The sequence below is a fragment of the Psychrobacter sp. AOP7-A1-24 genome (genome assembly GCF_052376235.1).
Classification (GTDB): Bacteria; Pseudomonadota; Gammaproteobacteria; order Pseudomonadales; family Moraxellaceae; genus Psychrobacter.
Map to the genome: position 1 here is coordinate 1 of NZ_JBQSVM010000031.1, position 25,842 is coordinate 25,842.

The following is a 25,842-nucleotide window of genomic DNA, read 5'->3' on the forward strand; positions in this document are numbered from 1 at the left end:
AGCTTTAGTTTATTTAATTCTTATGTGCTTGATACATAAGGATCCCAACCTGTATTATGAACTTAATACTACATAGACTTCATTTAACATAATATACATTATGCGAAAACAAACCAATAGTTTTGATAGTTAAGTATAAAGCCATTTACAACATTCTATTTTATAACTTAACTTAGATTTAATCTTAGTTATAGCTTTCTACTAGCGACAATTATTAAGTAAATGCTCACGTAAAGTTTTTCCGTTCTGAATAAATATCGCCACCTTGCGCCAAGTTAACCCGAACCAAATCTTGCTCAGTTATTGAAAACTTTTTATCTTGCGTATAGTCAGGATCTTGCGAGTTCCAAAGTACATCGTAATCTATATTGCAGGACGTCTGAGTTTTATCAAAATACGCTTGCTGAAGTTGCATGGTCGCTTGTAAGTCCGCATCTGCATATTGCCGCAGTACTATAGAATTACTCATACCTTGATCATCAATATCCTGTTGGTACATTCTAGTGATGGTCGCAATTTTTATATCAGCTATATTACTTTGCTGCTGATCTACTTTTGACACATCCGCTATAGCGTTACCGATAGTCATCAGTGTTATGGTCAATAGCAATGTCAGCGATTTATATGTTGGCATCTCACTCTCTGCGAGTTTTTATCCTATAAGAATTATGGTCTATTACATCATATCTATATTAGGACTTTGCTATATTATCGTATCATTCAGGCTAACTTGTCCAAATATCAATTACATAGCGATTTTATGGTATTTTCTTATACCTCCGCGCAACCATTTATAGTGACATATTTTTCGCTAATAACTGTGCTAAGGATTATCTTATGACGACATTAACTCCCTTTTTGAAGGAAAAATCTACGACATTAGCTTCTAGCAGCCTTATGTTATTCGCTCTAGCTGCTACAGGTTGTCAGTCTACACCTGAGTCCAGTGAAGCCATTATATCTCAACCAACCAGCAGTTTATCAAAACCTAGTAATGTTGATATCAGTCAGCAAACCCTTAGACAGCAAGCGTTACGCATTCAGCAAGCACTGGCCAATGGCGACTATGCCAGTATTGCTAACGACATTCATCCTACACGCGGCGTTCGTTTTTCGATGTATGCTTATGTACGGCCTGAGACAGATAAAGTTTTTAGTCGAGATCAATTTACACAATACTTGCAGCAGTCAAATATTCAATTTACTTGGGGCAAAAAAGACGGCACAGGTGATCCATTAGTTATGCCATTACCTACTTATTTGGATACTTGGGTCAATGCGAGCGTATTTAATAATAATCCTACGATAAGCTTTAATAACAGCCAAGCTATAGGCAATAGTATCAATAACTTAAATAAAATATATCAAAATTCTGATTTTGTTGAGTTTTACAGTAATGGTAGCGAGGAATATGGTGGGATGGATTGGCGTGCGATGCGCTTGGTATTTGATGAATATCAAGGTAAGCGTTATCTCGTAGCAATCATTAACGATCAATGGACGATTTAGAGCGTATAAAAGTGATTAACTGACAAGTTTGTAAGCTGGTTTTTAACGGGCAGCCTGCTTTATCTGCTTATAAATACAGTGTATATTCAAATATAATTATATGTTTTGCAACTCGTTTTTTATCTCAGGTTGCATGGTTTTTGATACGGCTGTTGATATGGTTTTTAATAATATTGTGTATCAGCCCTCTAACGACAACATATTCATAATCAATTTGATCAAAGTTTCTTTTTGACTGGGGTCAGATTCTGCGACCAGTAAGGTTAATGCTGCAAGCCCAGTATTATTGATAACCATATCACCTTTATCATTTAGTAATCGATGGTTACGGTGTAAAAAATCTACGAATAAAAAAGCGCCGCTGCGTTTATTACCATCAGTAAAGGGATGATTTTTTACCATAAAATACAGTAGATGTGCCGCTTTACTCTCGATAGTCGGATACGCAGGCTCACCAAAGACCGTTTGCTCTAAGTTGCCCAATACACTGTCCAAGCCATCACCACGAGGCTTAGCGAACAATTCAGTTGCTTCACCTCTATCTATCAGCTGCGCTTTCAAATTCGTCAGCGCTGCCATCGCCTCAGTCGTACTGGGTAGTATGCCACCATCTTGTCCTGCAGGACTATCAAGCAAACCTTCATCATAGCGCTGCAACCATAAAAACGTCTGCGTATAACGGCTGATAATCTCAACCAGTCCGCGTCCTTCATCGGTTTTTAGCTCGGGGCTTTGCGCGGTTTTTTTGATTAAATTTAACGCTTGTTGTAGCTCGCTTGAGTTTTTATCGAAGCGTTGTTGATTAAGAGTATAACCTTGTACCAAGTACTCACGCAGACGCTGCGTTGCCCAACGTCTAAACTGCACGCCCTGAGGAGATTTGATGCGATAACCTACTGATATAACCACATCTAGGTCATAAAAGGTTACTGGACGATCTGAATTTGCAATATGCATTTTTTGCATATTGCAAATTCAACGACTTCTTCATCGTTTATGGCGTTATTAATATGGCTAGAAATCACTGATTGATCACGGCCAAACAACTCAGTCATTTGAGCTTGTGACAGCCAAACTGTCTCTTGCTCAAAGCGCACATCTACTTGCGCCTTTCCATCAGCACTTTCATAGATCTCTACTGTTGCCATGTCGTCATTTATCGCGTTAATCACCGCAGCTTCCCAATTCCAATATGCTTATGCTGTCTTAAATACAGCTTACTGTCACCATCTCTATAAGTATCACTCATAACGGTGTCTGACGAAAGAACTTTACCATAATGTCATAAATATCTGGATAAGCATCTACCAGTTTTTGTGGCGTTTCAAAAAACACCTCGCTCAAAACGGCAAAAAACTCCGCCGGATTGGTTGCACCATAGCGGTCTAAGCCTGATTTGCGATGTGTTTGAAAGTCTTCGAAATCGCGGCTCATGATCTGTGTCCAGTTTTCAGGATTCATATTAGGTTGCATCGGTGGAAAGCCGTTGGCACGACCATTCATCATATCAAGCTTATGGACAAACTCATGAATGACGACATTGTGCCCATCACGCTCACCTGAGTGCTTGGCATCTTTCCATGAAAGAACAACAGGCCCTCGCAGCCATGCTTCCCCACTACGGTGTTGACTGCCTTCGTGGACGATACCAAACTCATCTACCGTGGCGCTGTCACTTTTGTACGAGCTAGGGTAAATAATAATCGATGACCAGCCAGCATACCACTCAAGGCCTAAGTTCAAGATCGGCAAACACGCTTGCAGTGCAATCGATTGTCTGACAGCATCGGTAATCTCAAAACCTTGTGCACCAGTGATGGATTTATCAGCCAAAAATAGCGTTGCTAAATCAAACAGATGTGACATCTCATCGGTACTCAATCGATCCAATATGATGATACGTTTGGCTGCCTGTTGCCAATCAGCCTGAGTAAATTCACTATTGTCCAGTATACGCTGCTCCTGCCAGTCTTTTATGATGCCAAACATACCTTTATCTCCTCGAATCTTATATCTCACGACATTGAAATAACTCAGCCTAGCATGTACTTACCTGCCAGCAATACACCAATATCGTTATTAAACAGGCTTGATAGCATCCAACTGCACTTCAACCACACGAAGTGCCATCGTCTTCCAATCTAGCTCCAACTCATCGGCAAACACCACATGGTGACTGATACTGACATACCCATGTACGATTGCCCAGATATCTAATGCTATTTGCCGACGTTCCGTCATGCTATCATCTTCTGGTAAATAAGAACCCGCTACTCGAACTAACTTGGAAAACGCACTATCTCTTGCAGCAATAGCTTCTTCAGAGGGCTGATATCCTGCATCAGACTCCCCAAAAATTAGCCGATAATGCGCTTCATATTTCTCGCCTACATTGAGATACCCCAGACACGCTTCTAGCACTTGCTCTTTACTTGCCTTACCCTCCGGAATGACATCCATGGCTTCACGAACGAGATTAAACCCTTCTATGTACAGCGCATCTAGTATGCCTTGTTTACCTTGGAAATGACTGTATATACCGATGGTGGACAGTCCTGCCCGCTTAGATATGGCGCGTACACTTAAGGCATCGCCGCCCCCTTCTAAGAAAAGCTCAGATGCTGCGTTTAGTATTTTGGTTCTAACATCCATTAGGTTCTCACTATGTCTTGACAATTATAACAGCGTTATTCTAGTATATAACACTGTTATAAACAAACGATTATAGATTGATTATGTTGGTAAAATTTAACTTAAGAGTAAGGACGCTATGAGTATTCAACAGCTAGAAACAGATTATTTAATTATTGGTAGTGGCGCAGTAGGTATGGCTTTTGCCGATGTGCTGCTCACAGAGACAGATGCCAACATTATCATCGTCGATAAGCATCATAAGCCAGGCGGTCATTGGAACGATGCCTATTCATTTGTCACCTTACATCAACCATCATCTTTTTATGGCGTTAGCTCGCGTGAGCTTTGCGGCGGTACGATTGATAAGATTGGTCTAAATAAAGGTTTGTCTGAGCTGGCATCAGGTGCAGAAGTCATAACGTACTTTGATAAAGTCATGAAGCACACGTTTTTACCAAGTGGCCGTGTGAAGTATTTCCCTATGTGTGAGTATCAAGGCGACGGTAAGTTTTCATCGTTGCTGTCTGATACTAGCTACGATGTTAAGGTCCATAAAAAAACTATCGATGGCACTTATTTTAAAACTTCCGTACCAGCGACGCATACCCCAAACTTTGAGATTGCAGACGGTGTTAAGTTTGGCCCATTAAATGACTTACCAAGTATGAGTAAACCTCGTGATGGTTATGTCATCATCGGCGGTGGTAAAACAGGTATTGACGCAGTGTTATGGCTATTAGAGAACCAAATTGACCCAGATAATATTACGTGGATTATGCCAAGAGACGCTTGGCTGATCGATCGTCAGAACACCCAGCCTTCTCGTGACTTTTTTGTGCATACTATAGGGGCGCAGGCTACTCAGGCAGAAGCGATTGCTGAAGCTGAAAACATCGAAGACCTTTTTGATCGTTTAGAAAAAGGTGGCGTATTAATGCGTATTGATCCAGATATACGCCCGCAAATGTTCCATGGCGCTACCATTAGCAGTGAAGAGCTTAAGCAATTACGTAGGGTTAAAAACATTGTGCGCAAAGGTCGCATAACTCGCTTAGATATAGACAAGATTTATTTTGGCTATGATAGCATCGCTACCACTCCCTACACCATGCATATCGATTGCTCGGCACGAGCAGTACCAGTGACAGAGACGTACGATGTGTTCAAAGGTGATACCGTGGTGGTGCAAACCATACGTACCTATCAGCCTGTATTCAGTGCCGCATTTATTGCCCACATTGAAGCCAATTATAACGATGAAACCATCAAAAATGAGTTATGCCAAGTAGTGCCAATCCCAAATCATGATACGGACTTTTTGGTTGGGCTTGTTAAGCAAATGCAGAATCAAATGCGTTGGTCAAAAGAGCCTTTACTACGTGAATGGATGATTAATAATAGGTTAGATGGTTTCACTAAATTGGTACGAGCCAGCGAGGATACGCCACCTGAAGAGTTAGCCATTCTTAAACGTCTAAAAGAAGCAGGACCAAAAGCCGCTGCAAACATACCCAAGCTCATGGGTGAAGTCATGCAAATGACGGCAGCACGTCAAGCCAGCACCTCTAATACCTAAAAAGAACAACTGCCAAGGAAGCTATTATGCAAGAATTTCAAACCCACAAAGTAAACCTTACTCAGGCTCGTCTACAAGAGGCGCCGCTACACACTCTCGGTGATGGCGAAGTACGTGTCAAAATCGATCGCTTTGCTTTTACTGCGAATAATGTTACTTATGCCGTCATGGGTGACCAATTACGCTATTGGCAGTTTTTCCCGCCCAATGGCGACGATCCTGAAAAATGGGGCATTATTCCAGTATGGGGGTTTGGCGATGTCATTGAATCCAATAGCGATGCACTACCGGTTGGTGAGCGCTTATTTGGTTACTTCCCGCCCGCCAATGAATTAATCATAACACCCAAGCGAGTCACCCAAACCAGCTTGCTAGATGGCAGTGCCCATCGTGCCGAGCTACCACCTGGCTATAATTTATACCAGCGCGTTAATCATGAACAAGGCTATGACCGCGCCCATGACAATCAGCGCATGCTATTGTTCGTCTTGCACCTAACCTCATTCTGCTTATATGATCTATTGAAGCGTAATAACTGGTTTGGTGCAGAGCAAGCGGTAATTATCAGTGCATCGAGCAAGACCAGTACTGGCTTAGCATACGGCCTAGCTGATGATAGAGACGCACCGCACGTTATCGGTCTCACCTCAAATCGTAATATAGATTTTGTTAATTCGATCAATGCCTATGACAGTGTGCTTAGCTATGACACCCTTGAGCAGATTGATGCGACCAAGCCGACGGTTATTGTAGATATGTCAGCCAACACTGATGTGCTTAGTCGTCTACATAGACACTTAGGTGAAAACATGCGCTACACCAGCAATGTTGGTCTTACACACTGGGACGAACCACGTCATGCCGAAGGTATCATCCAAGAACGTAGCCAGCAGTTTTTTGCGCCCAGTCATGTACAGAAACGTATGAAAGAATGGGGTTCTGAAGCGTTCAATAAACGCTCTATAAGCTACATCATGAATAGCACCGCAAAAACTAGTGAGTGGTTAAAAATCCAAGAACTTGATGGGGTTAATGGCTTGCTAAAGGTTTACAAAGATATCTGCGAAGGCAAAATAGCTGCTGATGAAGGTTTGGTCGTAGTTATGGGTGACAATGAATAAAATGACTGAACTATAAGCGCCTTCCTATAAAACTGTTACCTATTAAGCATTAGTAAAACAAAAAGCAGAGAGCTTATTGACTAAGCTCTCTGCTTTTTATTGCTTCATACATTGACTGAAGATAGGCGCCCTACTCATAATTCTAAAGCTCAAAAGCTGTCGTTTAAATTACGGTTTAATACACCCATCCTTCGTCTTTTAGATAGTTATGCAGCCCTTCGGCGAACTGTCTGTAGCCTGCAGCATTGGCATGAATTTTATCAGATTTCAGTGCATCATCTGACAGTACCGTTGACCAGCCGTCAGAATACAGCGGTACGCCTTCAGATTCTGCAATGTCTTTATATAGTGGATTATCACTGGCTTTGCCAAACAAGGCGCTGGTACTGAGATACGGCTCAGCGATCAGCACAACGTCAATATTTTTGAATTGTAAGGTATCTATAGTCGCGATGATATTGGCACGAGTGGTATCAGGCGCAATGCGTTGTAGTACATCATTACCACCTACACCGAGTAATACCAGATCAGGGTTATGCTGAACAACTTTATTTACTCTATACAACACGTCTGCAGAAGTGTCACCATTGACTCCTGCATTGACGACATTCCATTTGCTTAGCTCTGCTAGTACCGTAGGATACGCTGTTTCATCATTTGCGCCATAACCATAGGTTAATGAGTCACCGAGAGCGACCACCGTACTACCTTCAGGTAAGGCAGTCTGTGTCGGCTCACTACCACAGCCTGTTATACCAACAGTAGCTGCAAACCCAATACCTACCAATGATAAAAACTTCCCACGCATATACATGTCTTTTGAATACCCTATAAGCTATTGTATTATTTACTGGCCAATAAAAAACCGGAGTAAGTCTGTCTATTCAGACTTACTCCGGTTTAAAGGCCTTGAATGCCAGCATAATAACGATGTCACACTCAATTGTTGTGTAATCTACCTCATGACCTGGTACATGGAAGACTCACTGGACTGCACCTAGAAAAAGGCCCTAGTGCATTAGCTCAATCACGATTGCGTGATTGAGCCAGCGAGCTAATGACACTAGGGCCTTTTTCTAGGTATTAGCAGGACTGAAACAGTCTTCCTTGGGTAAAATGTAATGGCTTGACTCGTGGACGACGCAACGTCGCCCCTCACCGTAAACGGTGAAACGCTAAATCTCACAACCCGTTAAGTTTGCCTCATAATAGTTATTATTGTCAATGTATAATTGCAAAAAAATCTAAGCGCGACGTTATATGTCGTAACCCATATGTTTACTTACAAAAGTCCTTGATATTTTCTTTGAAACGCGCTTTTATAGTGCTACAAAATTACGAGCACCGACAAAATAAAAATTAAGGCAAGTTTCTATGAGTCTGTCATTTTCACAAATTCAGCAAGCTTGGCAAGCCCAAGATCCAAGTTTGGTCGATAAATTATGTACATTGGCAACTCAAGCTGATGCGATTCCCGAGACACCCATCCCCGAACGCGAATTGACGTTTGATCGCTTTTTAGACAAGATTCTAAGTCATCAGTTTCGGGAGCAAAACCCAGAAGTACAGTTTGCAGAGCGTGTGGCGATGATTGCCAAACTCGAAGCAGACGAAGGCATTTACCCCTTACCTGACCGTTACAAAATCCATTTAATACTGACTGCGCTGTGGGAAGATGGTAGCGCGTACTCTAGAGCCATTTTAAAACAAGCTATCAGTGAGCTACCAGTTAACTACGGTGTGTGGAAAGGTTTAAAACGTATTTATAAGCAGGCTGAGTTTTCTCAAGATTATGAGATTTTTGGCCAAATAGCCGCCAAGATTGATTTACAACGTTTTGATCAGACGCCTAGCGCCAATGTTAGCTTCGCAACCAAAACGTATATGAGCCTCAGAGCATGGCGATATTTGCGCCAACTGGGGCAGCAAATGCCGATTGGCTATATTGATGCTGCTGTCTGTGTACTCGCCAGCTATGACGAAACCATGACAGCAGGTAGTCCTGAGCAAACGAGCAGCTGGGTGCTCAATCATATTTGCTTCCACAATAGCCTAGATTATGGCGTCAATCGATTTAGCAGTCGCTCCCCTCGCAAGCTATTTGATGCAAAAGGTCGTGCGTTTTCTGAGGCATGGCAACGAGATCCTGAACCACTTATTCAACTATTGGCTATCGCAAAAAATGAGGCGATCAGACAGTTTGCAACCGATAGTCTCAAGCATGACTTTAAAACCCAATTACGTGATGTAAGTAGTGACACGCTGCAATATCTATCGGCTGGTAAGGCGCATAGTAAAGCGCGTGATGAGATGATTGTTTGGCTACTAGAAAACTCACCTAATTTTGAAAAGTCTAAGTTCCAGACATTGGGCTTACATCAAGTCGTACTACAACTACTTCACTCACACTATCCTGCTGCCTATCAATATGCGATTGGCTATGCCAAAAGCTATGCCCAAGACTTATCGCTTACTGAGCTGATGCTACTGGCGATGTCAGATTATGAGCCTGTTAGAACCTTTGCAATCAATAATATATTAAGTCGTGACCCTATTTCAGATATTGGTGTCAATGGTTGGGGGCAGCTACTAGACACAGAGCATCGCCATCAAACCGCTAGCAAACAACTCAGCAAACACTTTACGAGACGCGACTTAACTCCTGAGTGGTTTTTTGAACGGTTGACTAGCAGCAGACGGTACAGTGTTAAGTTTGCCATAAAAAAACTGCCTGAGCTTTATAGTGCTAAAGAGTTAGGATCCGAATACTTTATTCGCGTCGCCCAGCAACTAGATATATCAGCAGCATACGACTTCTCTGCTCATGATGACAGTTACTGCATGCACTTTGCGTTAGATCAGCTTAGGCGTTTGGATTTGAGTCAAATAAATGCTTCAGTATGGCAAGTGCTGTTATTACATCCATTGTCACAATCTACTGTTATCGACTGGATTGATGAAGAAGTGCTATCAGCCGCAGCGCTTGATGTGAGCTATTGGCATGCGCTTGCTTATGAGCCTGATTGGCAAGTATCTGAATATATTGAAAAATTAAAGTCTACTAGTATTATCAATATTATAAGTAGTACTGATAATCAAGGTTTATCCTCTACTTCTGAACCTATCAAGAATTGGCAACAGCAATTAGACTTTGATGAATACTTAGCAGAAAATGTGCGAGATTGGCTGTCTGATGTACGCCGTTTTGCGCCGATAGATCTAGGTTTTGACTGGCTTATGAAGCTAGCACATAGTGAGCAAGCACTCTACCGTGAATTTGCTATTGAGCGTATTAACAAAGGTTTCTTGCCTGCCGATTTTGTCGCATATCTCGATAATAACAAAGGCAGCTCTACTGACAGCACTTCTAGTGATAGCACTACAGGATCGAATAGTGATGCAAATGTTGCTACCGAAGTAGATTTGTCCGGTCAACGGTATTTGTTCACGGGCAAGATGCAAAGCATGACACGTGGCGAGGCCGAAAAAGTCGTGAAAGCAGCTAATGGTGCTATTAGTAGCGCCGTCAATGGCAAGCTAGATTATTTGGTCATTGGGGATGATGGATCACCGCTATATGGTAATGGCCGTAAAGGCAGTAAACAGCTCAAAGCTGAAGGTTTAATCGCTGATGGTGCAGCACTAAAAATCATCTCTGAAACAGCGTTTTTACAAATGCTAAGTGGTCAATCACGAGAAGTGTCCGAAGATGATATTTTTGCAGGTGCCGATGCTTTGTGGCACATGGCAACAGATGATGCTACTGCGCCTATCAGTGAGCTTGCGATCAGCTACCTAAGTCATCATCATGAACATATTTGTATGGCGTTGACAGACAGACCTGTTGATCCTGATGCGATTATCCCTTCTTCGTTCTTCGACGCTGAGCGCGTCATTCCTTTATTACAACAGCGTAACAGCCAGCTGCGAGATTTTGGCTTACTGCTGAGCGAGTATGAGATGGCGATGTGGCAACCAACGCCAGATCTATGGCTCATGATAGCTGAGTCGCCTTATACTGAGGTCACTGAGCTGTTGAAACGTGCGCTTTTAGACGAACCTTCCGTTACCAATCGCCGTTACCACATCCAGCCAACACAACTGAATGCCGATATGTTAAATGCTTTGATTGAAAGCAAAGCGCTAGTCGCTCGCCAAATCGGTATCACGCTGCTACAGCGTCACGCTCACTTCCAAGAAGTGCAGTCTCTATACCAACTGACTCAAAGCACAGACCGTGAAGTACGTTATGCTGCTGTGACCATGCTATGGAAACACTACAAGTCGCGTCACGTGTCTCCAAACTGGCAACCAACCAGTAGCGATAAAGAGGTTGCCCAAGACAAAGACGGCAACACTCAACCAGTCATAGAAGATCAGCCAGTAAAAACAGCAGAGAACTTGCCTGCAGAAGTCGATCAGTTATTAATGCTGCTACGCCGCGGGCTATTTGAGCTGCCGCCTGGTCGTTTGGGCGGTTCGCAAGAACCCAATACTAGTGCCAGCAATAAACAACAACTCTATTCAGATAAAAGTACGGAGACAGCTGATACGGATAGCAATATTACGCTAAAACCTATATCTGCGAGTCGTGCCAAACTGGCATTGATTGAGACTTTTCGTGATGTGGCATTGGCTGATAGTACCTTTGCGGCGCTCATTATGCCGACACTATTCACCTTTACGCACTCAGCAGGCAAGATGGAGCGTCATGCGTGTCTGGTTGCCGTCACACGGTTGTTGCATCGCTATCCTGAGCTATCCAACAATCTACAGACCGCTGCTTCTGCTTAACGGCTTTGGCGGACAGATAACAGATATAGGTAAATACTAGTAAGCTTTTATATCCAAAAAAAGATACTCAAAAAAATATGACGTCACCTCAACTGAGATAACACCATGAAAACAATAACACTCCCCTATTGGGGTCAAATTATTGGCTTAGTCAGTAAAGCCAATAGCACCCAAGCGGCAACTCAAAAAGCAACCAAACAGGATGGGCGCAGTCTTTTTATTACTTGCCAGCAGCAAACCCAAACATCGGCGCCTGTTTTGTACATCCTCGATCAACAAGGTGAGCAATTTAGCTTATCGACGACCGCATTACCTTGTGCGATGCAAGCCATTAGCCAAACAGATGACAGCACTATTGTTATGATAGGTGATGATGGTCATCTTTACCAAACGGACTGGCAAGCCAAAAAAGTTAAAAAGACCAGTGCCAAATCCTTACTTGATACACTTAAGAATAGTGATAGTAAGATAGGACGTGCCGTCGCAATGGCACCACTACAAGATGCCTTGGCTATTTTATATCCAAAACACATCGTGGTATGGCCTTATCAAAACAGTAAGACCAGTAGTACTGCCATCATTGAGCCTTATGCATCTGCTATAGCAATATCAAATAAAGACTCTGTATTGACAGCACTAGCAACGTCAAACGATGGGTCATGGCTAGTTGTGGCAGATCAATCGGGAGATGTTAGCAGCTATCAATGGGCCTCAGATGAAGAAAAACTTAGCTTAAGCAGCCGTAAACAGCTCCATCAAGGTAAAGTAACGGCGCTTTGTTTTGAGCCAGTTGGTCAGTATTTCTTCTCAGCAGGTGCGGACAAATACTTGTACCGCACTCATGTTCAAGGCGATCTACATCCTGTTGATAGAGCCAAGTCAAGCCAGCACAGCGAAATGATCAAGTCGCTTTGTGTGTCAGACACTCGACTGTTTACTACCGCAGATGACAAAATCGTCAAATCATGGGCATTTGATAAAGGTCAGCCAAACAGTTGTAAAGAAGATTTGGTTAAGCCGCAGCAGATTACCGTCGCAAGCTATGCTGACAAGCCTGCCATCATAGTAGTAGGCCTTGACCAAAGCTTACGTTTTATACCAATAGACATCACTCAGAGCAATGCATCAAATAGCAAGCTACTGCCAGTCACTTATATCATAAAAGACGGCTACCACAGAGTTAAACAGCTACTCTCTGATACCTCAAACAATAGCGATGTTGCGTTTAAAGAAGGCTTGGCGCTGCTACAGGCACAAGCAGACAATCAAACGTTAGATCTGGTCAAAAAACTACTTGATGATAGCGACACACTCACAGCCAACCAAGCATTGCAATTGGTACAGTGGGTCGCTACGACGAGTCTTGATAAGACGGCACACGTTTTAGAGCAGCAACTAAGCTCAGCGCACAGTGCAAAATTACGTCTTGCGGCATTTCATGCATTAGCAGACCGAGCCGACTCTACCGCCCGCCCGCTTAGATACTTAGAAGAGGCGTTTAAAAACCGTTACTACGAAGAGGTGATAGCTTCTGCGTTGCAAGGGTATCTAAAAGTGGCCATGCAAGATGCCACAAGCCAGCGCCGAATCTTACCTATTTTGCGAGGTGCGCTGTCACACAGTTTTGCCAACATCCGCAAACAAGCATTGGCGTCTCTTGAGACACTGTTGCCAGATGACAGTCCTCAAGCAGATTTAATGGCATTAGAGTGCAATCAGTCAGACATTGTTCAAGCAGGACTTATTCGCTTGTATCAACGTAATATGCTCAACAATCTTGAAGTATCGCGTCAGCTGATGCTACTACAAAATCATCGTGATACAGAAATTAGGCAAACGGCATTTTACGTCTCATTATTGTCTCAGCCTAAATTGATAGAGGCACTAAAACAGCAAGGTGACACACAAACATTACGCACCCTGACGGATTTTGATGACTTCCGCTTGTTACGAGGTACGCTGCTAGACAATGCTGATAGTACAGCGGCAAATGAGAAGAATGACAAACCATCAGAATCCGATGAGGCAATCCGTTTAACCTTGTCTACACAAGATTTTATCTCGCAAGCAGAGAATACACAGGAATCTAAGAGCAAGAAAGCTAAGCCTGCAAAATCTAAAAAACCTGCCGCTGAGGCGGTAAAGCTCAGCAATGAGACGTTAGAGCCTTTATTACAGAGCTTAAGCAATAGTCACGAAGATATTAGCTTTCGGGCAGCCTATGCGCTGGCTTGCCTACAAGAAAAACGAGCCTTTGGTACGCTAATTAGTCTGATGAGCCATGAGGATAGCACCATCGTTCGTGCTGGTGTCGCAAATGCACTCGGTCATTTAGATATAGACGACGCCAAAGCAGTCCTACCGACATTACTGGATGATAAGGACGCTGGCGTGCGCCAAGTCGCCATGCAAGCTTATGGTAAGTTGGCAGATAGTGTATTGTCTTGGGCAGCCACAGGTTTTGCGTCTAAACATCAAGATATTCATGAGCAATCATTGGCACTGTTTTTAAAGCATGTCACACCAGATAGCTCAAAGAGCAGTGATAAAAGCGCTCAGATGTCGTCAGAGATGACAGATATACTGCTACAAGCCTTAAACAACCCTTTTACTAGTATTCGATTAGAAGTGGTTAAAGTTTTATTAAACCGCCAATTTAAGCAGTCATCTAAAAACACTTCTGACAGCGCTATCGTTGATATTATCAAGCTATTGCAGCAAAGCCTGTTTGAAGATGTACATCAAGTGGCGATAGAGGAATGGCAACAACTGTTGCTAGCGATGACATCGAAACATAAAATGAATAAAGCCAATAACACTGAAGAAACTAATAGTCAAAAGACCAATCAAGCTGTCTTGACTTTGTTTTTTGCAGATACGTTTGCCGCCATTCGTCAGCAAGCGTTTGAGATTGCATTGAAACAGAGCAAGCATCTAGGGTTTGCTGATGTGATGCTAAACGCGCTTGCTAGCCCTTATGCGGATACCAAGCATAAAGCCCTCACCACAGTACAAGCTAGGGCAAATACGACTCAGCTGACACAACTCATGCCAGCGCTCGTTGCTATGTTGGCTGATAACAGTGTTGAGCTGCGTAAGCAAGCATTAACGGTTGCTTTGGCTCTGACAGATTTACAGCCTAATATTTTAGCTAATGACAGTAGCTTAGAAGACAACAACTTAAATGATAGTAGTGTCGATGAAAAAGACAACCATCATGAGGAATTGATTACCGCAGCCCTAAATAGCCCTTATCCTGATATTCAACTGACAGTCGCGCAATTACTCGCCAGTCAATCGCGCCTCTATGCTGACGAAAAACAGGCAGAGCGAAGTGATGAGCAAGCGTACCGAGTCTTTAAGCACTACCTAGAGTTGCCAATGCCTTCTCAAGGTAAAAAAAGTGAAGCGTATACTCAGTGGCACAGTCACGTAGGTCAAGCATTATTTGGCTTATCAAAGCTGGCTTATCCCTCAACATACAACGCGCTTAACTGGTACGATAAATATTTAAACCACCCTGACGCCGATTTTAAATCATTTGCTCCAACACTCACGCTCATGGTGACTGTAAACGATATTGATCTGCTGCTCAAATGGCAAAAAGATGAGCGCGACATTATCAGTCAATCAGCCAGTTTAGGTTTGGCTATTTTAGGTGATGCTCGCGGGCAGCACTTTCTCACTCATAAGAGAAACGGCACAGACAATATCAGCAACCTAGTTTCACCGATGACGCCGACTCATTGGCTACAAGCACAGTATGGCTTAGGTATTACACATGCACGGCAATTACAGCCTTTATTTGAGTCAGAGTCTTATGCAGTAGCAGTCAGACTGCTATTGATATTCACTGACTTGCAAGATAACCTGCAAGACTCGGCAGCGACTGCTGCTAAGCCCAATCGACTGATAGAAGCACTAAGTTTTGCGGATAATGACACGGCAGTAGTCTATGCCAATATGCTCGCTCGTTACCCAAATGACGTGCAACAACGTAGTAACCAGCAAGCACTATCGTCAGCATGGCAGTATTTGAGTGATTACTTATCACAGCAATTAGGTGGTATTTTATCGGCTCACTCTGAAGTCATCACGATGATGGCAGATGCTGTACCAAACACAGCAAACAAAGGTGATGTTAAAGGAAAAACCCATAATACGGCCTCTATCCGAGCAAGTATCCTGGCAACCGTCAGTACCGAAAAACTACAACAACTGGCCAGACTCAGTCAACACCAGCAACCACTAGTGCGTGCGCAAACCATCAGTGTCATCTGTCACTTCTCTGAATTATTCGCTTATGAGTATTATGACGACGAAGACGATGTTTTTGAGACGTTGCAGAAGTGGCAGTGTGGTCTGCAGGCATTATTAAGTGCTCACCCCGTATCAGCCTCCATTCAGGATGCAAGTGACTCTTCTACTGACCCACAAGACTGTTTTGAAGTGCATTATCCATATCAGTCTCTTGCCTTTGGTGCTTGGATTGGTGTCATACGTGCAGGCGATGACTATTATGCTGATAGCAGTACCACGGACCAAGCCATACGAGGATTGATGTGGCTGGCGACTCAATCATCGGAGTTGGATACTAATAGCGATGAAGGCTGGCAAGACAGTACCAGTCGCGTGTTGTTACCACTACTGAACCACAGTAGTTTTGATACTCGTGAGTTGGCGTGGGAGTGCTTGTATAAGCTGAACATGCCTGCCAAAAAGCTGGCCGACTATGCCATGAGTACCCCCTACCGTGATATGGTAAAACGCGGCTTGGGTTTATTGTTAGATATCACAAAGGACGAAGCTGTACAGCAGCAGAGTGAAAAATCAGATACAAGTAACGTCAGCAGCAGTGCCAATCAGCAACTCATTGATTTATTAAAAACCAATAATCAGATTTTAGCAGAAGAAGCTTATCATCTGCTAAAAGGTCGCTTAGGTCATCTTCCAGCCAGCTTGCTTGGGCTACAAACCTATTGTCAGTCGCTGCTGCCTCAAATCGTTGCTGAGTGGAAACAAGTCATTGTCACACCCTTTTCAAACAGTCAATCGCCATCAGTGCAACGTCAAGACAAACTGACGTTTTTGCTGCAGGCCATCAAGAGTGATGACTGGAGTGCTAAGTATCAAGCACTGAAGCAACTGGTCGAGTTTTATGACGTACTGTTTGCAGACAGTACGATATTTGATCACTTGTTTGATTTTGCTGAAGATGCTCGGACCAGTGGAGAAAAATATCGTAGCTCGAAGCTACTGTCTAATGCACTCATATCACACCAATACCTCAATAAGAATACTTTAGAAGGGCGTTTAGAGAGCAGCTTTGATAGTGACTTTGATATCACTACTGCTGAACAGGTTGCCAATGCGGCGCACTTTCGATTATTCGCCTTACTTGATGACCCTCACAACAAACAACCTAAACAGATTATTTATTGGGATATTGCTGACCTGCGTAACAAAAAATTGGTTGCACCCTTACTGCAGCGTTTAGAAAATCTGTTTGAGCACACGCCAGAAAAAAATAAAGAAGAGCGTAAATACTTATTTACTACTCTCTTAAAAGTCAGCGGTTACGATCAAAAAATTGAGGATTATTTAGAGGAGCGTGAAGACACGCGTTGGTTACAACGTCAGCACCCAAGAGACCCGCAAGTGCTACTTTCGCTGTTTGTCACGCTTATGAATCATAATGATTATGAGCTTGCCACACAGCTATTGCCATCACTTGCATGGGTAAAGTCGGACGACAGCGATCTATCCTCACGCATTGATACTGCTTTGGCACTCGCCTACGAGCAAATGCCAGCCAACCATACCTTTAAGTTGGTTGAAGCATTGGCATATCGAGCCAAAAGGCGTCACGGCAGCATTGCTTCATTACAAAACGCCCTACGCAATAAAGACGCCGACGTACAATTTGCCGCGGCTGAAGGGCTCGCTAAATGCGGTCATGCTGATGGGGTCAACATCTTGATGGCCACGATCGATTATAACCCTGATGCTGAGTTCCGCAGCTGCAGTGTGTTAGCTATTGGCGAGCTACTAGGCAGCAGTGACAGTGACAATCAAGACCAAAACCAAAGTCAAAGTGCTAACTCGCCTAATGATAACGCGGCTAATGACAGCGCGCCTGTGAACAATGCTGATAAAAACTTACAGACTCATACCTTATACAAAGCCTATGATAAGTTGATCAAACTGGCCGAAGACGACGAGCACTACTTACAAGACGTGGCTAGTGAAGCCTTGGGTCGCCTTGCACAAGGTGGTGACTTTGAGCATAGTCCACATATTTTTGAGCTATTAAAATCGCACTTGTCAGACCCCGCAGTCCATTTCACCAACCCCGCCATTGTCCATTGGCTAAATGGACTGCGCTGGCTCAACACAACGCCTGCTTGGGAACAAATACGCAGCTATATACGCATTCATATCGATAAAGCCATATTCTTCCGTCCACAAAGACATGCGGTATGGCTACTACAGATGAATGATAGCGATGCCAATAAAACATTAATTTTAGATATCTTAAAGCAAAACAACTTAGATCGTGATGTGCTTATGGTGGCTTACACTGCGGCACAGAAAACGTGGGGCAGTCTCGCAGCGCAGATTTATCCTTATGATTGGGCAGCCATCCAAAGCCATAATGATGACTTTGTAGAAGCAACTGAGCGCTTGAGTCTAAAGCGCATCATTGATAATAGCAGCATCGATGAGCTGGCAACATTCATCACGCAGCATGGTGCGAACTTGCCAGCCGATACCTTGATGGCACTGCAAAATGCCATTATGGCCAAGCAAGATATGCCAACATCACAGCTTACCGTGCTGATTACCAGTAACAACACACTGATACAGCATATTGGACTGTGCTATCTGACTCAGTATCCAACCAGCTATCTAGACAAAGAAATGGTTGCAACGTTGCAGCAGCGTTTTGACGTCGCAAGCGAGCAATGGCATACGCTGATCGATACCATTAACCGCAGTCCGACTACTATCAGCAACAACCAGTGGATCGAGATGGTTGAACAAGTGGGTGACACTATCAAACAACTGGTTTGGCTAATCATGCGTCATGTGACCATCAAAACTGCCAAAGGAGCTGTCGATAAAGTGGCGGTTAAGCAGATCTCAGCAATGCTTGATTGGCTCAATAAAGCGCGTCAACCATTGACTACCACCTCTATTCCATTACTGTCTACTACCGTCAGCGATTGGTGGCAGCAAGCACTGCTAGCATTACTGGCCAGACCTGTCGCTGAAGATAAGATGCTGTCAGGTATCGTAGCGACGTTGAGCGCTGTATCAACAGCAGCTCAATCGCAGCTCACTTATGACAATCAAACCTTGCTAGAAACGTTGCTTGCTCGTATTGAACAAAGCGGTATATCTACCCCAAAATCCATAATAACTGTGGTAAAAAATGCGCTGAAAAATAAGAGCTCGTCTACCGAGATGCCAATTAATCAGCAGCTACTACAGTGGGTCAGAGCAAAAGATGCCGATGCACTTTATCATTGTGCGAGTAATGACAACATGGAGATGACCGTTCGTATCCGTGCTATCGAGGCACTTGGACAACTACATGATCCAAATATCGAGCAGTGGCTGACGACACTCATGACGCATGAAAATGCAGATATTCAAAAGCTTGCTTATAAAGTAATGCGTCGCTGGCAGCGTGCCATGGTACGAGCGCAGCAAAAGCGTCCATTATCATCTGGCAAACTGTCATCTGGCAATACAGAGTCGCAATCTAGCTCTACCCAAGTAACACAAAATAGTCAGGACAGCAGTCAAAAAAGCAATCAGGGTGAAGGAGACAGTCAATGACTATAGATAACCAATTGGACCAAGCGTCAGAAACAAAGTCAGAAGTAGTAGCAAACACTGATGGCTTGATGATGCAGCTAGACTACGCTGCACCCAGTCAAATCAGCCAAACCGATGCGCAAACGAGCGAGCACACTCAGCATGTAGCACTATTTGCTCAGCTGAATCGATCTGACGTTAACTTCCACGGTAAGGTCAAGTCTCCTCTTGTTTTTCGTGACAGTTTGCTAGCATTGTTTGATGTGGTGAGTAGTGACTACCGTTATGTGCCAAAAGACCGCTCGGCATATACGGTATTTATGCAGATGCGCCGTGCTAGCAGTAATAAAAACCTATTTACCGCACAACGTGATTATTTCACGTGGCTATTCGATAACGACCCACTCGCCTTTTGTATTTTAGATCCGATTATTCAGGTGCACGAGCAAGGCGTTAGCTTTGAGGTATTTAGCCGTGATGAAGGCTGCTATGCTCAATTAACATTGACTAATGAGATTTTTGAGCATAGCACCAAACCGACCATTGGTACCACAAGCATTGATTACAGCGCGGCTTTATTTAACGGTATTGAAAAAATTCGCGACCATCAACAAACGATATTAGACATTGGTCATGAAGCGGTCGGCTTACAGCTACTTGAAACCATACCAGAAACAGACGCAGCAGATACTGATAGCGATGTAGCCAACCTTAGCGTAAAAGAGCAGATCATAGAAAAACGTATCAATGTACCCAAAAGTTGGATCAGAGCGCTGTTACAAGTACAGTCTGCAGGCCAATTACCACAAGACACTATTCATCTTGATCCAATCGCATTGTATAACGTATTGTTTGAGCTGCGTATGCATGCTGATATCAAAGGTAAGCGCCGTGGCCTACTTATTGAGCTCAGGCCTCAGCAGCTGCCAGTGATTATACTAGAGCCTTTTGACATCACCGTTACCAGCCAAGTGAGTCAACAGCAAAAACCCTACCAAGGGCAACAAGCAAAACTAATTCGCTTGTGGGGCCGTAGGCGTCTGAGCTTGCTAAAACGTCTATTACCACATACTGATAGCGTGTCCGTATCACTACTGGGTCAAGGTATGCCAAGCTATTGGACGCTGAAAGGCAAAGGCTTTCATTTTACCTTTGCTATGACCGGCTTTAGTCAAGCCAATTGGTCACAGTCATTAAACTTTGATTTATTGCTACCCAAGCGCCCATTGCACAATATATTAGCTGCTAGTGAAGAAGGTCTTTTAGACAATAATAAATTGGACAGTGACCAAGAGTCTGTAAATGACAGTAATGGCTTGTCTGTATTAATTAAAACACTGGCGAGCACTCCTAGCACCTTAGACGATTTGGTAAAGTCGCTGTCAGCAGATGCTTTGCTGAAATCTGTGCCTGTTTCTCACTCACAAGTGCAGCAATGGTTACTATCAGGTACGCAGCAAGGATTGATTCGCTTTGAGATGGCGACACAGCTGTATCATTACAGGCCATTGACCCAAGCGCCGCTTGACATGGCACAGTTCGCTTATCACAACGAAGCAGAAAAGCAGGCTTTTGATTTGATTGGCCGTACAGATGCTGTGCAAAAATTCACAGTTGAGACTGTCGCTGTCAAAGGTATCACTATCCGTGCAGACATTCATGTCGAAGAAGACAGACGCACTTATCACAGCCAGCTGCAATTAGGCGACGAAGGACTGGTGACCAAAGCAGAATGTAGCTGCCCGCAGTACTTGCAACATCGTCTTACTCATGGTGTGTGTGCGCATCTTATCGCGCTGCGCCTTAGATACAACCAGTACGACCCTAATAACACAAGCAATGATAGCTGGCATGATACTCGAGTCTTGAGTAAACGTGTGCCAAGCAAGCGTCTTAATAAGACTAAAAATACTCAAGCAAACGTACAAGAAAGTGCAAAAATAAAAGCAGCCAACAGTTCGCTTATGGCATTACCTTCTGCAGCAACGCTTGATTTGACTGCCCTAGCTCAACCAGTTGCTCATCTATATCCGAATGAAAACGGTAAGGCGCAGGATTTAGCAGCGCAAGAGAGTTCTATTGCTTATGTTTACATCACTATTGCCCATAAGAAAATCACCATCGAACAAACTATAGGTGGCAAAGAGACGCGCCAACAACTGGCGTTTAATCAACCTGCTCAAGCTAAATCCGCTTTTTTACAACATATTGCCAGATTTGAAGCCAAAGGCTTTATCGAAAACCAAGGGATGTAATGTATGACCACTCAAACAGCAAACAATAATGATTACATCAGTCCTGAGCCAACACCCACTCCTTTCGAGCGTCAGTGGCAACAGCTATGGCAAGACATTGAGCAGGCAGGTGGACGCTACCAATATGTGCAACAGCAACTGGTCAGTCAAGGCTTTATGGTTGATCGCAAACCTGTCGATAACATGAGTCCAAAAGAACGTGAGCGCTATAAAAAAGCCTTAAAAAAGGAAGCCACTGAAGAAAAAAGTCTCAAAAAGGCTGCTTGGCAAGCATATAAAGCACATCACATGGTTTATCTTGGTCGTCATGTATATTGGTCAGATGATACCAGTACTGATAAGTGGGATGTCAAAGACGCCACCAATCGTCTTATCGAAAACAAATTACCACTGTTAAATAAACACCATGAACTTGCAGAGGCTGTGAACCTTACTATCCCGCAATTAAAGGGGCTGTGCTATCAAAGAGAGGTCGCCACCAATCTCTCTTATTCGCATTTTACGATTGCCAAACGCAATGGGACAGCGCGTCAGATATGGTCGCCGATACCGCGTTTAAAGTTTGTACAACGCTGGATTTTGCACAATATTTTGAATAACTTAACAACGCATGGTGTCGCTCATGGCTTCGTACGTGGCAAATCTATCGTGACCAACGCCGCAGTACATAGCAACAGCGAGTTAATTATCAAACTTGATGTTAAAGACTTCTTTCCTAGCATCAGCTGGCGCCGTGTCAAAGGTGTGTTCCGTCATGCTGGCTATCCAGAGCAAATTTCTACCTTATTATCATTACTCTGTACCGAATCCCCCCGTCAAGTGGTACAGCAAGATGGCAAAACTTATTACGTGGCGCTAGGAGACAGAGCCTTGCCACAAGGCGCGCCTACCAGTCCTGCGTTAACGAACATCGTCTGCTTAAATTTGGATCGTCGCTTAACGGGTCTAGCAGAAAAATTGGGTCTACGTTATAGTCGCTATGCAGATGATTTGACCTTTAGTATGCCCGCTGTTGCAGACACCAAAACTAAATCCAAATCAAAAGCTAAAACTAGCACCACAAAAAAACAAGCGGATACGCAGCACAATAAACTGATTGGGCAACTATTAGGATCAGTCCATAAGATATTACGCGAAGAAGGTTTTGCATTAAACAATGATAAAACGCGTGTTATTCGTAAAGGTAATCAGCACAACGTTACTGGCATGGTAGTGAATGGCGACGGTGTCCCAAGAGTCTCACGACAAATCAAACGCATGTTACGTGCAGCGCTTCATAATCTAGAGTCAGGTGGCAAATTGCGCGCGGATGAAACTTTGGATACGTTATCAGGATATGCCGCTTGGATAGCCTCAGCAGAGCCAGAACTGGGACATAGTTATTTGGCTAGAGTCGAGCGCTTGCAAGAGCAGCAAGCGACACCTGCATAGATATTTATTTATAGTTATAAAAAACGAGTATTAGAAAAACTCTATTTCTAATACTCGTTTAAATAAAGCATACTAACGCAGAGCTATTTAACCCAACATGTCATTTTCATTACACCAGTAGAAACGGTGCAGTACGGCTGTCTTTTGATTGAGCAACGTCATATGGTGTACCTTGAGCGACAATAACACCGCCCGCATCCCCTGCCTCTGGCCCGATATCAATAATCCAATCACTATTGCTCGCCACTTGCATGTCGTGTTCAACCATGATGACAGTGTTACCTGCATCGACGAGACCATTTAACTGCGCCATTAGCATAGACACATCAGCGGGATGTAAACCTGTGGTTGGCTCATCCAATATGTATAGTGTGTCGCCTCGCTGCTTGCGTTGTAGCTCAGTGGCAAGCTTGATACGCTGTGCTTCGCCGCCTGATAATTCAGTGGCAGGCTGACCCAGACGTAAGTAGCCAAGTCCAACTTGTAGCAACGCCTCTAATGCACGCAAAACAGGTGCTTCATCGACAAAAAACTCATGAGCCGCTTCAACTGTTAGGTTTAATACTTCAGCGATGTTTTTATCTCGATAAGTGACTGCTAGCGTTTCCTCGTCATAGCGTTGACCGCGACATACCTGACAAGGCGCATAAACACTTGGCAGAAATAGTAGCTCAACACTGACAAACCCTAAGCCTTCGCAATTTGGGCATCGACCTGTTTTGGTGTTAAATGAAAACCTACCAGCATCATAGCCGTGTGCTTTTGCTTGATTGGTCGCTGCAAATAGCTTACGCACATCATCAAACAAGCCAATATAGGTGGCCAAGTTAGATCGCGGTGTACGTCCAATGGCTTTTTGATTAATATTAATAAGACGGCGGACATGCTTCATACCAGCGACGATTTCACCGCCAGTTACTGACTCAAGCTCTTGTTCAAGCAAATCCGCTTCACCGACAGGCGCTTCTGTCACTGTTTTTTGCCCCAATGCTTCGTTAATAAGCTCTACCAACGCTTGGCTAACCAGACTTGATTTACCTGATCCTGATACTCCTGTGACACTTGTCATTACTCCAAGCGGAAACTCAACGTTTAACCCTGTAATATTGTTACGCTCAATATTCGCAAGCTTTAGCCATGCGGTAGGCTGCCTTGTACTAGATTTGGATTGAGCGTTAGACATAGTATTGGCAGAGAGGTATTGCCCCGTGTGCGACTGCTCAACTTCACCAATATCTTCTACAGGCCCGCTATAAACGATCTCGCCGCCATGTATGCCCGCCTTTGGCCCAACATCGACTATCCAATCGGCATGTCTGATAACACTAACATCATGCTCAACGACAAACACTGAATTACCAGCAGCAATCAGCTCGTCTAATGCACTTAGCAAGGCTTGGGTGTCAGCAGGATGCAAACCAGCCGATGGCTCGTCAAGGACATAAACTACGCCAAAGAGTTGCGAGCGAATCTGAGTGGCTAGCCGCAGTCGCTGTAGCTCACCAGGAGAGAGTGTCGGTGTGGTACGCTCAAGCGATAAGTAGCCGAGTCCTAACCTGTTTAATGCTTCAACACGCGAGAGAATATCACTGGCAATACGCTGTGCGACGATAGCTTTTTCGCGATTCGGTGTCTCATCGGCTATCTTAGTGCGAGCAGTGACTTCTAACTTTTTCGCCATTTCAGTCAATGTCAACTGTGACAGCTCACCAATATCCAATCCTGCAAACTTAACTGATAGCGATTCTTTTTTTAGCTTTTTGCCATGACATTCTGGACACTCAGATATTTGCATAAACTGCGAGACGCGCTTTTTGGTACGCGGGCTTTGAGTCGTGGCAAAAGAGTGCAGAATGAAGTTTTTGGCACTGGTAAAAGTGCCCATATAGTTTGGCTTTTCGCCTTTCTCAATCGCATCGCGCGTTTGTTCAATATTGTATTCAAGGTAGACAGGTACAGTAGGCGTCTCATCCGTAAACAAAATCCAGTCGCGTGTCTTTTTTGGCAGCGTGTGCCATGGTTTATCGATATCATAACCCAGTGTGGTCAATATACGGCTGAGGTTCTGACCCTGCCACGCTGGTGGCCATGCTGCAATCGCACGCTCACGAATGGTTTTGGTATTATCTGGAACCAACAACTCTTCAGTGACTTCAAACACACGGCCGATACCTGAACAAGTGGGACAAGCACCATCAGGCGTGTTTGGAGAGAACGCATCCGCGTACAGAATTTCTTGATTTTCTGGATACTCTCCTGCTCGTGAATACAGCATACGTAAGCCGTTCGATATCGTTGTCACGCTACCTACAGATGATCGCACTGAAGGCGTACCCCGCTTCTGCTGTAAGGCGACTGCTGGTGGTAAGCCTTCTATACTATCGACATCTGGCTCATCAACCTGATCGATTAATCTCCTTGCATAAGGGGATACCGAATCAAGATAACGGCGTTGTGACTCGGCAAACAATGTACCAAAAGCTAATGATGATTTTCCTGATCCAGATATACCCGTAAAAACCACTAATGCATTACGAGGTAAATCAACATCAACGTTCTTTAAGTTGTGTACACGCGCACCTCTAACTTGAATATTATCTTGGTCAGGGTTGTAAAGGGCATTTCTTACTTTATTTATTTTATTGGTTGTTTCTTCTAATTTTTTTGAGTTCGCCATAGCGTTATTGTTCCTATCAAA

At 43.8% G+C, this 25,842-nt stretch carries 12 protein-coding genes and 1 pseudogene; 7 read left to right on the forward strand and 6 right to left on the reverse strand.

Features of this window, described 5'->3' with window-relative positions; all coding sequences use genetic code 11:
* Nucleotides 1-226 precede the first annotated feature (226 nt).
* Nucleotides 227-634, reverse strand: a complete 408-nt coding sequence (locus tag ACT3QQ_RS10505; protein WP_444527975.1) for a hypothetical protein — start codon at nucleotides 632-634, stop codon at nucleotides 227-229.
* Nucleotides 635-837: 203 nt separating this feature from the next.
* On the opposite strand from ACT3QQ_RS10505, the gene ACT3QQ_RS10510 reads away from it, so the two are divergent.
* A complete protein-coding gene (locus ACT3QQ_RS10510; protein WP_444527976.1) occupies nucleotides 838-1,509 on the forward strand; it encodes a hypothetical protein in 672 nt (223 codons plus the stop codon).
* Between the two features lie 180 nt (nucleotides 1,510-1,689).
* Here ACT3QQ_RS10510 and rhuM read toward each other — a convergent pair.
* The 3 genes and pseudogenes from rhuM to ACT3QQ_RS10525 all read right to left on the reverse strand — a co-directional run bounded on the left by rhuM (nucleotide 1,690) and on the right by ACT3QQ_RS10525 (nucleotide 4,161).
* Nucleotides 1,690-2,657, reverse strand: a pseudogene (gene rhuM, locus ACT3QQ_RS10515) (RhuM family protein).
* Nucleotides 2,658-2,754: 97 nt separating this feature from the next.
* Complete coding sequence (locus tag ACT3QQ_RS10520) at nucleotides 2,755-3,498, reverse strand: zinc-dependent peptidase (protein WP_444527977.1); 744 nt, start codon at nucleotides 3,496-3,498, stop codon at nucleotides 2,755-2,757.
* 90 nt (nucleotides 3,499-3,588) lie between these two features.
* Entirely contained in the window at nucleotides 3,589-4,161 is a 573-nt protein-coding gene (locus ACT3QQ_RS10525) for a TetR/AcrR family transcriptional regulator (RefSeq protein ID WP_444527978.1), read from the reverse strand.
* Nucleotides 4,162-4,279: 118 nt separating this feature from the next.
* Here ACT3QQ_RS10525 and ACT3QQ_RS10530 point away from each other — a divergent pair, with 118 nt between their 5' ends.
* Entirely contained in the window at nucleotides 4,280-5,719 is a 1,440-nt protein-coding gene (locus ACT3QQ_RS10530; protein WP_444527979.1) for an NAD(P)-binding protein, read from the forward strand.
* A 26-nt stretch (nucleotides 5,720-5,745) separates the two neighbouring features.
* On the forward strand, nucleotides 5,746-6,840 hold the full coding sequence (locus ACT3QQ_RS10535) for a DUF2855 family protein (protein ID WP_444527980.1): 1,095 nt from the start codon (nucleotides 5,746-5,748) through the stop codon (nucleotides 6,838-6,840).
* Between the two features lie 175 nt (nucleotides 6,841-7,015).
* Here ACT3QQ_RS10535 and ACT3QQ_RS10540 read toward each other — a convergent pair whose 3' ends face one another.
* Nucleotides 7,016-7,648, reverse strand: a complete 633-nt coding sequence (locus tag ACT3QQ_RS10540; RefSeq protein ID WP_444527981.1) for a GDSL-type esterase/lipase family protein — start codon at nucleotides 7,646-7,648, stop codon at nucleotides 7,016-7,018.
* A gap of 566 nt (nucleotides 7,649-8,214) precedes the next feature.
* Between ACT3QQ_RS10540 and ACT3QQ_RS10545 the strand changes: the two genes are divergently transcribed.
* The 4 genes from ACT3QQ_RS10545 to ACT3QQ_RS10560 all read left to right on the forward strand — a co-directional run bounded on the left by ACT3QQ_RS10545 (nucleotide 8,215) and on the right by ACT3QQ_RS10560 (nucleotide 23,144).
* Nucleotides 8,215-11,634 (forward strand): hypothetical protein, encoded by a 3,420-nt coding sequence (locus tag ACT3QQ_RS10545; RefSeq protein WP_444527982.1) that lies wholly within the window; start codon nucleotides 8,215-8,217, stop codon nucleotides 11,632-11,634.
* A gap of 105 nt (nucleotides 11,635-11,739) precedes the next feature.
* Complete coding sequence (locus tag ACT3QQ_RS10550; protein ID WP_444527983.1) at nucleotides 11,740-19,479, forward strand: HEAT repeat domain-containing protein; 7,740 nt, start codon at nucleotides 11,740-11,742, stop codon at nucleotides 19,477-19,479.
* Nucleotides 19,476-21,713 carry a hypothetical protein gene (locus tag ACT3QQ_RS10555; RefSeq protein WP_444527984.1) on the forward strand — a complete coding sequence of 746 codons (2,238 nt, stop codon included), beginning with the start codon at nucleotides 19,476-19,478 and terminating at the stop codon, nucleotides 21,711-21,713. Before ACT3QQ_RS10550 ends, ACT3QQ_RS10555 begins: the two co-directional genes overlap by 4 nt.
* Nucleotides 21,714-21,716: 3 nt before the next feature.
* A complete protein-coding gene (locus tag ACT3QQ_RS10560) occupies nucleotides 21,717-23,144 on the forward strand; it encodes a reverse transcriptase family protein (protein ID WP_444527985.1) in 1,428 nt (475 codons plus the stop codon).
* A gap of 109 nt (nucleotides 23,145-23,253) precedes the next feature.
* Here the strand turns inward: ACT3QQ_RS10560 and uvrA are convergent, their stop codons facing one another.
* Nucleotides 23,254-25,821 (reverse strand): excinuclease ABC subunit UvrA, encoded by a 2,568-nt coding sequence (gene uvrA / locus ACT3QQ_RS10565; protein ID WP_444527986.1) that lies wholly within the window; start codon nucleotides 25,819-25,821, stop codon nucleotides 23,254-23,256.
* Nucleotides 25,822-25,842 lie beyond the last annotated feature (21 nt).